The sequence below is a fragment of the Flexivirga endophytica genome, assembly GCF_014640635.1.
Classification (GTDB): domain Bacteria; phylum Actinomycetota; class Actinomycetes; order Actinomycetales; family Dermatophilaceae; genus Flexivirga; species Flexivirga endophytica.
This window is the reverse complement of record NZ_BMHI01000001.1, coordinates 159,336-171,163: the sequence shown is the minus strand read 5'-3', so window position 1 is coordinate 171,163 and position 11,828 is coordinate 159,336. Positions and strand designations below refer to the sequence as shown.

Annotated in this window: 12 protein-coding genes; 5 read left to right on the top strand and 7 right to left on the bottom strand. The window is 68.2% G+C overall.

Features of this window, described 5'->3' with window-relative positions:
• The first annotated feature begins 47 nt into the window (after nucleotides 1-47).
• Together IEX71_RS00825 and IEX71_RS00820 are read left to right on the top strand one after the other, a co-directional pair.
• Nucleotides 48-1,082 carry an ABC transporter permease gene (locus IEX71_RS00825; protein ID WP_188835089.1) on the top strand — a complete coding sequence of 345 codons (1,035 nt, stop codon included), beginning with the start codon at nucleotides 48-50 and terminating at the stop codon, nucleotides 1,080-1,082.
• 1 nt (nucleotide 1,083) lies between these two features.
• On the top strand, nucleotides 1,084-2,130 hold the full coding sequence (locus IEX71_RS00820; protein WP_229749350.1) for an ABC transporter substrate-binding protein: 1,047 nt from the start codon (nucleotides 1,084-1,086) through the stop codon (nucleotides 2,128-2,130).
• Here IEX71_RS00820 and IEX71_RS00815 read toward each other — a convergent pair.
• The 6 genes from IEX71_RS00815 to IEX71_RS00790 form a co-directional block, all read right to left on the bottom strand.
• Nucleotides 2,121-2,684, bottom strand: coding sequence for a GNAT family N-acetyltransferase (locus IEX71_RS00815; RefSeq protein ID WP_188835088.1), 564 nt, complete (start codon nucleotides 2,682-2,684; stop codon nucleotides 2,121-2,123). The two genes, IEX71_RS00820 and IEX71_RS00815, sit on opposite strands and share 10 nt — an antisense overlap.
• A complete protein-coding gene (locus IEX71_RS00810) occupies nucleotides 2,681-2,989 on the bottom strand; it encodes an MTH1187 family thiamine-binding protein (RefSeq protein ID WP_188835087.1) in 309 nt (102 codons plus the stop codon). Before IEX71_RS00810 ends, IEX71_RS00815 begins: the two co-directional genes overlap by 4 nt.
• 17 nt (nucleotides 2,990-3,006) lie before the next feature.
• Nucleotides 3,007-4,713, bottom strand: coding sequence for an NAD(P)/FAD-dependent oxidoreductase (locus IEX71_RS00805; protein WP_229749349.1), 1,707 nt, complete (start codon nucleotides 4,711-4,713; stop codon nucleotides 3,007-3,009).
• Between the two features lie 142 nt (nucleotides 4,714-4,855).
• The gene (locus IEX71_RS00800; protein WP_188835086.1) at nucleotides 4,856-6,088 is read right to left on the bottom strand and encodes an acetyl-CoA C-acetyltransferase; all 1,233 of its coding nucleotides are present in this window, start codon (nucleotides 6,086-6,088) and stop codon (nucleotides 4,856-4,858) included.
• 54 nt (nucleotides 6,089-6,142) lie between these two features.
• Nucleotides 6,143-6,457, bottom strand: coding sequence for an Rv1322 family protein (locus IEX71_RS00795; RefSeq protein WP_188835085.1), 315 nt, complete (start codon nucleotides 6,455-6,457; stop codon nucleotides 6,143-6,145).
• Between the two features lie 12 nt (nucleotides 6,458-6,469).
• Nucleotides 6,470-8,080, bottom strand: a complete 1,611-nt coding sequence (locus IEX71_RS00790; RefSeq protein WP_188835084.1) for a 3-hydroxyacyl-CoA dehydrogenase family protein — start codon at nucleotides 8,078-8,080, stop codon at nucleotides 6,470-6,472.
• A 128-nt stretch (nucleotides 8,081-8,208) separates the two neighbouring features.
• Between IEX71_RS00790 and nucS the strand changes: the two genes are divergently transcribed.
• Together nucS and IEX71_RS00780 are read left to right on the top strand one after the other, a co-directional pair.
• A complete protein-coding gene (gene nucS, locus IEX71_RS00785; RefSeq protein WP_188835083.1) occupies nucleotides 8,209-8,904 on the top strand; it encodes an endonuclease NucS in 696 nt (231 codons plus the stop codon).
• A 139-nt stretch (nucleotides 8,905-9,043) separates the two neighbouring features.
• On the top strand, nucleotides 9,044-10,585 hold the full coding sequence (locus IEX71_RS00780; RefSeq protein WP_229749348.1) for a gamma-glutamyltransferase: 1,542 nt from the start codon (nucleotides 9,044-9,046) through the stop codon (nucleotides 10,583-10,585).
• Between the two features lie 9 nt (nucleotides 10,586-10,594).
• Here the strand turns inward: IEX71_RS00780 and IEX71_RS00775 are convergent, their stop codons facing one another.
• A complete protein-coding gene (locus tag IEX71_RS00775) occupies nucleotides 10,595-10,951 on the bottom strand; it encodes an STAS domain-containing protein (protein ID WP_188835082.1) in 357 nt (118 codons plus the stop codon).
• Nucleotides 10,952-11,148: 197 nt separating this feature from the next.
• Here IEX71_RS00775 and IEX71_RS00770 point away from each other — a divergent pair, with 197 nt between their 5' ends.
• The gene (locus IEX71_RS00770) at nucleotides 11,149-11,775 is read left to right on the top strand and encodes a cob(I)yrinic acid a,c-diamide adenosyltransferase (RefSeq protein WP_188835081.1); all 627 of its coding nucleotides are present in this window, start codon (nucleotides 11,149-11,151) and stop codon (nucleotides 11,773-11,775) included.
• The last annotated feature ends 53 nt before the right edge of the window (nucleotides 11,776-11,828 follow it).

The window sequence follows — 11,828 nt, the reverse complement described above, 5'->3', positions numbered from 1 at the left end:
GTCGCCATACAGCATTCGAAACAGAAGTTCGTCCCGAGGAGCACGACATGCCGAGCGAGACCGCCAGCGCTTTGCTGGACAAGAAGCCACCGGAGGACGTCCCTCCCGCAGCGCGCGGGATGAACCCGCAGGTGCGAATGCGCCTACAGCAGCTGGCCGCGTTCGCCGGGTTGGTGATCATCACCATCTTCTTCGCGATCGCAGGTGACAACTTCTTCACCTACGACAACCTCGTCAACAACGTGCTGCTCTCGTCGGTGCTGATCGGAGTGCTGGCGCTCGGCACGACGTTCGTGATCGTCACCGGCGGCATCGACCTGTCGATCGGCTGGGGCATTGCACTGACGGGTATGGCGGCCGGCACCTTCCTGATCACCTGGGACCTGCCGCTCGGTCTCGGACTGCTGATGGCGTTGCTCGTGGGGCTGGTCATCGGTCTGGTCAACGGCTTCAACGTGTCAATCCTGGGCATGCCGCCCTTCATCGCGACCCTGGCGATGATGCTGGTCTGCCAGGGGTTGCCGCTGGTGATCAGCGACAACGGCGCGACGATCTACACCAACACGCAGTTCCCGCCATACGCCGACCTGTCCGGCGGTGAGCTCATCCCGAACTTCCCCAATGCGGTGCTCATCTTCCTCGGCCTGGCCGTCATCGCCTGGGTGCTGCTGAACCGCACGGTCTTCGGGCGGTATGCCGTCTCGATCGGCAGCAACGAAGAGGCCACCGAGCTGTCCGGCATCAACGTACGCAAGTGGAAGCTGGTCATCTACGGGGTCGCAGGCGTGTTCACCGCGTGCGCCGGGATCCTCTCGTCCGCACGCATCGGTGCCAGCCCGACCGCCGGTGGCGGGATGGAGCTGCAGGCGATCGCGGCCGTGGTCATCGGCGGCACGTCGTTGGCCGGAGGCAAGGGCACGATCGTCGGCTCGGTGATCGGTGCTCTCATCATCGGAGTGCTCAACAACGGCCTGCAGATCATGGGCGTCCCACAGGAGTGGCAGTACGTCATCCTCGGCGTCGTGATCCTGGCCGCCGTCTACGTCGACATGCTGCGCAAGCGCAGCGCGGAGGTGGTCTGAAGTGACTGCACGAGACACTGCCCGACGCCACAGTTGGGCGGTCGCCGCTGTCGGAGTGGCCCTCATCGCGATGTCCACCAGCGGCTGTATGCGAGCCAGCGACTACAAGGACGACCTGAGCGGCACGGCCGCAGCGTCACACGGTGTGCAGGCCGGGTGCACGCCGATCAAGGACGGCAAGAAGCCCTACATCGCCATCATTTCCAAGGGTTTTCAGCAGCAGTACTGGCAGGCCGTCTACAAGGGCGCGAAGAAGCAGGCGGCCAAGGAAGGCGCCCGGATCACGTTCAACGGCCCGGCCACCGAGTCCGATGTCCAGGACCAGATCAACATGCTGAAGACGGCGCTGACCAAGAAGCCGGATGCGCTCGGCTTCGCCGCGCTGGACTCCAAGGCGTCCGCGCCGATCATGAAGCAGTTGCAGCAGAAGAAGACTCCGGTGATCGCGTTCGACTCCGGCGTCGACTCCCCCGTGCCGCTCACCACCGCCGCGACCGACAACAAGGTGGCGGCCGCCGCAGCCGCCAAGAACATGGCCGAGCGCATCCACTACAAGGGCACCGTCGCGCTCGTCGTGCACGACCAGACCAGCGTGTCGGGCATCGAGCGCCGCGACGGCTTCGTGGAATGGATGAAGAAGCACGCCCCGAAGGTCAAGCTCCTCACGCCGCAGTATGGCGGTGGCGACGTCTCGAAGTCCGCGAACATCGCCAAGGCCCTGTTGGCCGCGCATCCGCACCTGGCCGGCATCTACGGCTCCAACGAGGGATCAGCGGCCGGCGTCGTACAAGGCGCCAAGGAGAGCGGCAACAAGAACGTCGTGATCGTCGGATTCGACTCCGGCGGCGCGCAATTGGACGCCATCCGGTCCGGCCTGGAAGCGGGCGCGATCACCCAGAACCCGATCGCCATCGGCGAGAAGACCGTCTCGGCGGCGATCAAGGCGCTGCACTGCAAACCGGTGCCGAAGCAGATCGACACCGGCTTCTACTGGTACGACAAGACCAACATGGACAGCGCCAAGATCAAGCCGTTGCTCTACCGATGAGCGGGCGCGGCGGGACGCACCATGCGGATCTCGTCGCATTCCAGCGTCTCGTCGCGTTTGGTGCCACCGTCCGGCGCGAAGCCGAGCTTGCGGTAGAACGCCTGCGCCCGCAGGTTCTCGCGCACCACCCAGAGGTATGCCGGACGGTCGCCGAGCGTCTCGTCGACGAGCAGCCGCGCCACCCCGGTGCCCTGGAACTCACGCAGCACGTTGAGCGCACCCAGCTCCTGCGGCACCGGCGCCTCGGCGTCACGCGGGCCGCCGATCATGCAGAACCCGGCGATCCGGCCACTCGGCAGGTGCCGTGCCAGCCTGGACCGGTGCCGCACGCCATCGTCCTGGTCGGCGGCGCCGTGCTCGCGCGCGCTCGTGACACCGATCCGCTTGCGCCAGTGTGCGATCCGCGGCTCGAGCTCCATGCCGTCCAGGTAGTCCTGGGACAGCATGCCGACATACGTGTCGCGCCATACCTGCATGTGCAGCGTCGCCAGCTCGCGGGCGTCGGCGTCGGTGAGCCGCTCGACCCGGAAGTCAGCCCGCGGGTCGTTGCTCACTGCTGGGACTTCAGACGCTCCTCGACCCGCTCGACCTTCTCGGTGAGTTGGCCGGTGAAGCCCGCGCGCATGTCGGCCTTGAGCACCAGGCTCACGCGCGGGCTCTTGGCTGCGACCGCTTCGCAGGCGGCCTTGACGACCGCCATGCACTCGTCCCACTCACCTTCGACGGTGGTGAACATGGAGGTGGTCTCGTTGGGTAGTCCGGACTCGCGCACCACCCGCACGGCCTCGGCGACGGCTTCGCTGACCGAGCCGTCGGGGTCGTCGGTGGTGCCGGGTGCGATGGAGAAGGCGAAGAGCATGTTGCCAGGCTATTCCACTACGCGGGCGGCGCCTGCGCCGTGTCGAGTTGCGGTGCGAGCGACGCCAAGTAGGAGTGCACCGACGGTATGGCGGCCGCGCCCTCGCCGCTCGCCGACGCCACGCGCTTCATCGAGCCGGATCGTATGTCGCCCGCGGCGAACACACCGGGGACGGTCGTGCCCAACGGCTCCGGTGGGCAGTTGTCGATCCAGGCGTCCATCGGGACCTCGCGACCGGTGAGCACGAATCCCTTGGTGTCCCGGGCGATCTCGTCCGGCAGCCAGTCACAGGACGGATGCGCGCCGAGCAGCAGGAACAATCCCGCGCACGGCTTCTGGAACTGCGCGCCGGTCTCGTTGTCGCGCACGGTGATCCACTCCAGCTTGTTGGTGCCGCCTGCGTCGATCACCTCCGAACAGCCCTTCACACCGATGCGGGGGTTGGCGTCGATCTCCCGGATGAGGTACTCCGACATCGTCTCGCTGAGGTCGGGGCGACGCACGATGATCTTCACCGACCGCGCGAACCGGGAAAGGTGCACCGCCGCCTGCCCCGCGGAGTTGCCGCCGCCGACCACCACGACGTCCTTGCCCTCGCAGCCGCGCGCAGCGCTGGTCGCGGCACCGTAATGCACCCCGAGGCCGACGAACTCCTCGATGGTGTCGACGCCGATCCGGCGATATTGCACGCCGGCCGCGATGACCACCGATCGCGCCTTGACGTCGCCGTCCTGCAGGTGGATGAGGTGGTGCCCGCCCGGGTTGGCCGGCAGCGTCATACCTCGTACGGCACGGGCCGAATAGAGCTTGGCGCCGAACCGCGCCGCCTGCGAGCGGGCCCGCTGAGCCAGCCGCATCCCGGAGATGCCGCGTGGGAAGCCGAGGTAGTTGCGGATCATCGAGCTGGAGCCGGCCTGCCCGCCGACGGCGTCCGCGTCGAAGACCACGGTGGACAACCCCTCGGACGCGCCGTACACAGCGGCACCCAGTCCGGCCGGTCCGGCGCCGATGATGACCAGATCGAAGATGTCGTCCGCGTCGAATTCCTCCATCGCGTAGAAGATCCGGCCCAGATCCTCGATCGTCGGTTGGACCATCGCCCCGCCGAGAGTCGAGTGGACTACGGGGTATGCCGGTGTCCCGTCCGGCCATTCGATGTCCTGCAGCACTTCCTCACCCGCGGGCGACTCCGGCGTCACATTGAGCACCGGCACACCGAGCCGATCGAAGAAATCCCGCAGCCGGCCCGCGCCGCTGTTGCTCTCCGGAGCGATGATGCGGGCGGCCGCGACGACCGGGCGATGGGAGTTCCAGCCCCAGTCCGAGAGCAATTCGGTGACGGCGGTGTGGAACTCCTCGTCCCGCTCGCCACGGGGCACCAGGAGACTGGCCTCGATCCGGCCGTCGACCTGCGCCTCCCGCAACGCTTCCCGGCTCCCCCGGAACTCACCGAACCCGTAGAGCATCACCCGCTTGGACTGCGGGCTGACGGCGTGCAGGCAGTCCACCGTGATGAGGCCGGGTGCGTCCGGCAGGCTGAGCTCGACGACGAGCAGCGCCACGTCGACGTGTTGTGCCTGAAGGGACTGCACCAGGCCCATCGCCGGGCCGAGACCGCGAGCGAACTCCACGCGGTAGTCGTCGGTGTAACGGTTGAACTCGCGCTGCATCTGCTCGGCGTTCGCATCGCCGACGAGCACGATCGCAGGCTGAAGGGGTTTCACCCGCTGAGTGTATGCCGGGCACGGCGCAGTCCTCCGCGCACAAAATCGCTACTGTCGTCACTTCCTCGCCCAGAAACGCCGTTCGGGCGAGAAAGTAACGACGGTAGTCAGTTGTTCGACTGGGTCAGGCGAGTCAGCCGCGTCAGCTGCGGGCCTGCGAGTCCAGCTCGACGCGCTGGGGCACGCGGACGATGAGCGCGTCACCCTGACCGCCACCGCCGCACAGGGAGGCCGCACCGACGCCGCCACCGCGACGCTGCAGTTCCAGGGCGAGATGCAGCACGAGACGCGCTCCCGACATACCGATCGGGTGACCCATCGCGATCGCGCCACCGTTGACGTTGACGACCTCGGGGTCCACACCCAACTCGCGCGTCGACACGATGCCGACCGCCGCGAACGCCTCGTTGATCTCCACCAGGTTGAGGTCGGTGGCCTTGATGCCCTCCTTCTCGCAGGCGGCATTGATCGCGTTGGCCGGCTGCGACTGCAATGAGGAGTCGGGGCCGGCGACGACGCCGTGTGCGCCGATCTCGGCCAGCCACTCCAGCCCGAGCTCCTCGGCCCTGGCCTTGCTCATCACCACGACAGCGCACGCGCCGTCGGAGATCGGCGAGCTGGACCCGGCCGTGATGGTGCCGTCCTTGGCGAACGCCGGGCGCAACCCGGACAGGCTCTCCGCAGTGGTCTCGGGGCGGATGCCCTCGTCGGTCTTGAAGTCGATCGGGTCGCCCTTGCGCTGCGGGATCTGCACACTGACGACCTCGTCGTCGAAGATCCCGTCCTTCCAGCCGCGGGCCGCGAGCTGGTGGCTGCGAGCGCCGAACGCGTCCTGCTCCTCGCGGGTCACCTGCTGCTCACCGGTGTTGGCCTGCTCGGTGAGTGCGCCCATCGCCTGGTCCGTGAAGGCGTCCCACAGGCCGTCCTGAGCCATGTGGTCCTTCATCGTCACGTCGCCGTACTTGAAACCGCCCCGGCTGCCGGGCAGCAGGTGCGGCGCCTGGCTCATCGACTCCTGGCCACCGGCGACGACGATCTCGAACTCGCCGGCACGGATCAGCTGGCCGGCGAGCGCGATCGCGTCCAGCCCGGACAGGCAGACCTTGTTGATGGTCAGTGACGGCACGGTCATCGGGATCCCGGCCTTGGCGGCCGCCTGCCGCGCCGGCATCTGACCGGCGCCCGCGGTGAGCACCTGGCCCATGATCACGTAGTCGATCTGGTCCCCGGTGACACCGGCCTTGTCCAGGGCACCCTTGATCGCGAAGCCGCCGAGGTCCGCGCCGGAGAACCCGGACAGCGACCCCTGCAACTTGCCCATCGGTGTGCGTGCGCCGGCGACGATGACAGCGGTGTTTGCTGCAGACGAAGTCATGTTCGCCACTTTAGCCGCGCAGCTTGTGTGCCCGGCCGGGGACCGTGCCTCCGGTCAGTGCCACGATCCCTGCGGCGGCCGACGGTCCCGCGCCGACCAGCACCCGGTGTGCCAGTGCCGCCGGTCCGACACGTCTCCCAGTCCGTCGTCCGGCCACACGACGACGTGCTCCAGGGAGGATGCGAGCGACTGCTGGCAGCCCGGGCAGACGTAGCTGCGTCCGGCTGCATTGCCCCGCACCGGACGGACGACGTAAGACCTGCCGCCATACGACTCACGGCGTATGCCGCTCTCCAGCACCCGCGACACGTCCGGCCGCCGATCGGGCTGACCCGATCGGCGGCTCGGACGACGGTTGCGGCGGGGCACGGTCCGGGGCGGTCAGCTCAGGAAGGGCAGGTCACGCGCCGCGTGCTCGAGCAGTAGCGGGCTGGGCACCACGCTCGGGTCCAGCACCGACTGCTCCACCACACCGTCGGCGACGACGTCCGCGCCGAGTTCGTCGAGGATCGCGAAGAGCCCGCGGGGGTAGCCACAACCGGCCGTCATGGCCGTGTCCACGTCCTGCGGGGTCGCGTAGCCTGCGTCGACCATGGCGACCGCGTCGTTCAGGTGCTGGAAAAGGAGTGCGTCGACCACCACGCCCGGCCGCGCCGGACCTGCGATCGGCACGAACCCCGCGGCGGCCAGCGTCGCGCGCACCATGGCCACCTGGTCCGGCGTCGTGCCGAGGATGACACCGACCTCAGCGACCTGACCACCCTTGGTCTCCTGGTGCAGCCGCAGCGGCAGTATGGCGATGTCCTCGCCCAGCACACCGGCGAGCACGAACTCGCTGACCTCGTCGGCCGTGAGCACGACGGTGCGGGCGTCGACCGTCGATGTGACCGTCGCCAGCCAGTCATCGACCTCGTCCCCTTCGGTGTCGAACCCGCCGTCTGCGCCACCGCCGACGACGACCACCAGAGGCGTCCCCGCCAGGTCCGCGGTGCCGGCTGCGGGGCCGTCGACCGCCGTGACGGTGACGCCGGCGCCGGCGAACGCGTCCACCAGCTGCGTTGCCAACTCGCCCTCTCCGACGACCGCCGCGGATGTCGTCATCGCATCGGTGCCGGCGTCCTCGTCGACCCCCGCATCGGCCGAGTAGTCGTAGAAACCCTGACCGGTCTTCCGCCCCAGCCGTCCGGCCAGGACCAGCTGCCGCAGCAGCGAGGGCGAAGCGTCGGAGGGGCGCTTGGTCGCGTCGTACATGACCTTGCAGACCTCATGGACGACGTCGAGGCCGACCAGGTCGCACAGGGTGAGCGGACCCATCGGCAGACCGATGCCGACGCGCCCGGCGTTGTCCAGGTCGACCCGGCTGACCTTGCCGGTCTCGTAGAGCGCGATCGCCCGGGAGAGGTAGGGGATCAGCAGCGCGTTGGCGACGAATCCGGCGCGGTCCCCCACCACGACCGGCTTCTTGCCGAGTTGCAGCGCCAGCTCGCGCACCGTGTCGGCGACCGACTCGTCGACCAGCACCGTCCTGATGACCTCGACGAGCTTGAGCACCGGTGCCGGATTGAAGAAGTGCATGCCGACGACCCGCTCCGGGTGGCGGGTTCCGGCGGCGATCTCGGTGAGCGACAGGCTGGACGTGTTGGACGCCAGGATCGCGTCCGGGCGCACGATGTCGTCCAGCGCGGTGAAGATGGAGTGCTTGATCTCCATCCGCTCCGGCACCGCCTCGATGACGAGGTCGGCATCGACGAGGTCGGTCAACTCGGCGGTGAAGGTGATGCGGTCCAAAGTGGCGTGCCGGTCCGCCTCGGTCAGCTTTCCCTTGCTCACCGCGCGATCCAGCGACTTGGTGACGAACCCGCGGCCGCGCTCGGCCAGCTCGGTGGTGCCGTCCACGGCATAGACCGCGAACTCACCCTTGGCGAAAACCTCCACGATGCCGGCACCCATGGTGCCGAGCCCGATGACCGCGACCTTTGTGACAGAAACCATGTGGTCAGTCTCTCAGGGGCGCCGTGCCGTGCCCCGAGGTCCCCGCGGGAAGGATGCCGGTTCTTCGCGGAGACAGGAGACACAGAGGACTTCATGCGGGCTGCCGCAGGGGTTTAGGGTCGTCTCTCGTGCGCGTTGTGATTGCCCGGTGCAGTGTCGACTACGTCGGCCGACTGACCGCCCACCTGCCCCTGGCCACCCGGCTGCTGATGGTCAAGGCCGACGGATCGGTGCTGATCCACAGCGACGGCGGCTCCTACAAGCCGCTGAACTGGATGTCGCCGCCGTGCGCCATGGCTGAGATCGAGCCCACCGCGGACGAGGCCGAAGAGGGCGTCGCCGGGGTGTGGTCGGTGCAGCACGCCAAGTCCGAGGACCGGTTGCACGTGCGCATCCACGAGATCCTGCACGACTCCAGCCACGACCTCGGAGTCGATCCCGGCCTGATCAAGGACGGCGTCGAGGCGCAACTGCAAGCGCTGCTGGCCGAGAACATCACGACCCTCGGCGACGGCTACTCGCTGATCCGGCGCGAATACATGACCGCCATCGGACCCGTCGACATCATGTGCCGGGACGCGGACGGTGCGACGGTCGCCGTCGAGCTGAAGCGCCGCGGCGACATCGACGGTGTCGAGCAGCTGACCCGCTATCTCGAGCTGCTCAACCGCGACCCGCACCTGGCGCCGGTCAGCGGCGTCTTCGCGGCACAGCAGATCAAGCCGCAGGCTCGCGTCCTTGCCGAGGATCGCGGGATCCGTTGTGTCACTTTGGATTACGAAGCCCTCAAGGGCATGGACGACGCGGACTCCCGACTTTTCTGAACCACCCCACGAAGTTCCTCCTCCGCTTCGCTCCCCCGGATACTTTGTGAGGACCCCGACACGCTCCTCCGATACTTCGCGAGGACCCCGGTTGACTTGAGAAGCTTGTCCGCAACGCGAAGAAGATGGAGGTGCCAGCATGAGTGAACGCTCCGCCCGGTCGGGTATGACGCGCGCCGCCATCGCCGCACCCAACGCCCTCGCCGCGCAGGCCGGGATCGACGTCGTCGCGATGGGAGGCACCGCTGTCGACGCCGCCATCGCGGCACACGCGGTCACCTACGTGACCGAGCCGGGCATCGTCAGCGCGTTGGGCGGCGCCTATGTCAACGTCTGGCCGGCCGACGGTGAGCCGCAGGTCATCGACGGCAACTGCGAGATGCCGGGCCGCAGCGCAGCGCCAGGGCGGTTCGGCGGCGGGCTGCGCGCCATACCGCTGGATTATGGGGGTGGCATCACCATCGGCGCGGGGTCCGGATCCGCCGCAACACCAGGGTCTTTCGCGGCATACCAGCTGGCGCACGAGCGGTTCGGACGAGCGTCCTGGCGCGACATCCTGGCTCCGGCGATCTCTGCAGCCCGCGAGGGATTCGTGCTGGGCCAGGCCGCGGGTCATTACCTGCAACTGACCGGTCATGGGTTGTGGTCCTTCGACGCGGAGACCAAGGCACAGCACTTCGACGGGGCGGACCCGGCCGGGCCCGGCACCCGGATGACCAATGCCGACCTCGCTGACACCCTCGAACTCGTTGCGCACGAAGGCATTTCGGAGCTCTACACCGGGTCCATCGGACACGCCATCGCCGCACACGTGACAGCCACAGGCGGCCTCATCGGGCGGGACGACCTGGCCGCCTACCGACCGGTGATCCGCCCCGCCAGCCGTGCCGTCATCGGCGAGTGGGACGTCGCGCTGAACCCTCCGCCGTCAATCGGCGGCCCCGTCCTGACCGCGATGCTGCGGCTGATCGCGGAGCGCGGGATGGCCGCTGCGACGCTCGTCGACATACAAGAGATGGTCCTCGGCTACCGAGCCGAGCACCTGGACCGAGCGACCGACCTGCGGGCGGCCGGGACCGAGCTGCTGCTCGCGCTGGAAACGACGGGTCTGGAGTCGCTGCCCACGAGCAAGGACACCGCACATGTCTCCGTCGTGGACAGTGACGGAAACGCCTGTGCCATCACGACATCCGCGGGCTACTCGTCTGGTGTGACAGTGCCCGGCACCGGGCTGATCCTCAACAACTGCCTCGGCGAGCCGGAGCTCAATCGGCTCGGCTTGCACGCGCTCTCGCCGGGCACCCGTCTCGCGTCCAACATGTCGCCGGTGACCGCGCGCAGCGCCTCCGGTGTGACGCTGGCCATCGGCACGCCGGGCGCCGACCGCATCACCACCGCTCTTGCGCAGGTGATCGGCCGCCACTGCCTGAACGGGGCCGACCTCGCGGCAGCGATCGACGCGCCGCGGTTGCACGTGGAGCTCACTGCGAGTGGTGCCCGTGCGCACTACGAGCCGGACGATGACCTGGCCGCAGGTGTCGCCAGCGCACGCGTGGTTGCGGTCGAGCACGAACAACTGGACATGTATTTCGGCGGGGTCGGTGCGGCATACGGCACGGACTCCGATGAACTCGGTGCGGCTGCCGACCCACGGCGGGCGGCGGCGACCGCGGTCAGCTGAGCAGTCCGTTCAGGCCGGCAGGATGACCGGTTGCGGCAGTCGCTGCACGGACAGTGGGATCACTCGGTGCAGGCCGGTCGCCCGCATCAAGCGCTCCAGGCGCATCGACGCGTCGGCCAACACCAGCCGGCGACCGGCGCGCTGTGCCCGGTGGTGGGCGCCGACGATGACGCCCAGGCCCGTTGCGTCCCCGATCTCGGCATTGCCGAGGTGCACCACCAGGTCACCGGTGCCATCGTCGATCGCCCGGCCCAGAGCCAGCCGCACATCGGCCACCGTGTGCACATTGAGCTCACCGGTGACGGAAATCTCCGTCCCGTGGCTCAGCACGTCGATCCTCGCTTCGTGATCCACGAACCGCGTCATCGTTCCGCCACCTTCCCCGTCAGGGTGTCTGAACGTCCTTCGAAAGCCCCTGTTTGTTCGATGCTTCCGAATTCATTGACGCATGGCAATGCGTTTTTGTTGCCCAGGATCAGGTCACGGTTTGATAACCGGCCCTCTCGCGCAGCGCTCGCACGCCGGCCGGGCGCGCCATCAGAACCGTCTGCCACGATGGCCTCATGGTCATCCTCAGCCGCATCTACACCCGCACCGGCGACGCCGGCACCACCGCGCTCGGCGACTTCAGCAGAACCGGGAAGAACGACCCGCGACTGACGGCATACGCGGACACCGACGAGACCAACAGCGTCATCGGACTCGCTGTCGCCGCCGGCGAGTTGCGCGAGGACCTGGTGGCGATGTTGCACCGCATCCAGAACGAACTCTTCGATGTCGGCGCCGACCTGTGCACGCCACTGACCGTCGAGCCGGAATTCCCCCCGTTGCGGGTCAAGCAGCCGTGGATCGACGATCTGGAGGCCGACTGCGACCGGCTGAACGACGAGGTCGAGACGTTGCGGTCGTTCATCCTGCCCGGCGGGACCGTGGGATCGGCGCATCTGCACGTTGCCCGCACCGTTGCACGCCGCGCGGAGCGGTCCGCCTGGCTGGCCATCGAGACGTATGGCGATGCCGAGGCACCTGCCGGCAGTGCGAAGGGCACCGGGGGCGTCAACCCACTGACCGCGCAATATCTCAACCGGCTGTCCGACCTGCTCTTCCTCGCGGCGCGGGTGGCGAACCTGCCCGGCGGCGACGTGCTGTGGCAGCCCGGCGGCGGCCGCGAGGAGCAGCAACAGCAGTAATCCGCCGGGCGCGTCATACCGTCGACCGGCACGCCGCCACGATCGACGAATGC

What these genes read in the sequence shown, in the direction of transcription:
- IEX71_RS00825 (WP_188835089.1), top strand. Translation starts at nt 48, where the DNA reads ATGCCGAGCGAGACCGCCAGCGCTTTGCTGGACAAGAAGCCACCGGAG.
- IEX71_RS00770 (WP_188835081.1), top strand. Translation starts at nt 11,149, where the DNA reads ATGGTCATCCTCAGCCGCATCTACACCCGCACCGGCGACGCCGGCACC.
- IEX71_RS00775 (WP_188835082.1), bottom strand. Translation starts at nt 10,951, where the DNA reads ATGACGCGGTTCGTGGATCACGAAGCGAGGATCGACGTGCTGAGCCAC.
- IEX71_RS00790 (WP_188835084.1), bottom strand. Translation starts at nt 8,080, where the DNA reads ATGGTTTCTGTCACAAAGGTCGCGGTCATCGGGCTCGGCACCATGGGT.
- IEX71_RS00780 (WP_229749348.1), top strand. Translation starts at nt 9,044, where the DNA reads ATGAGTGAACGCTCCGCCCGGTCGGGTATGACGCGCGCCGCCATCGCC.
- IEX71_RS00800 (WP_188835086.1), bottom strand. Translation starts at nt 6,088, where the DNA reads ATGACTTCGTCTGCAGCAAACACCGCTGTCATCGTCGCCGGCGCACGC.
- IEX71_RS00810 (WP_188835087.1), bottom strand. Translation starts at nt 2,989, where the DNA reads ATGCTCTTCGCCTTCTCCATCGCACCCGGCACCACCGACGACCCCGAC.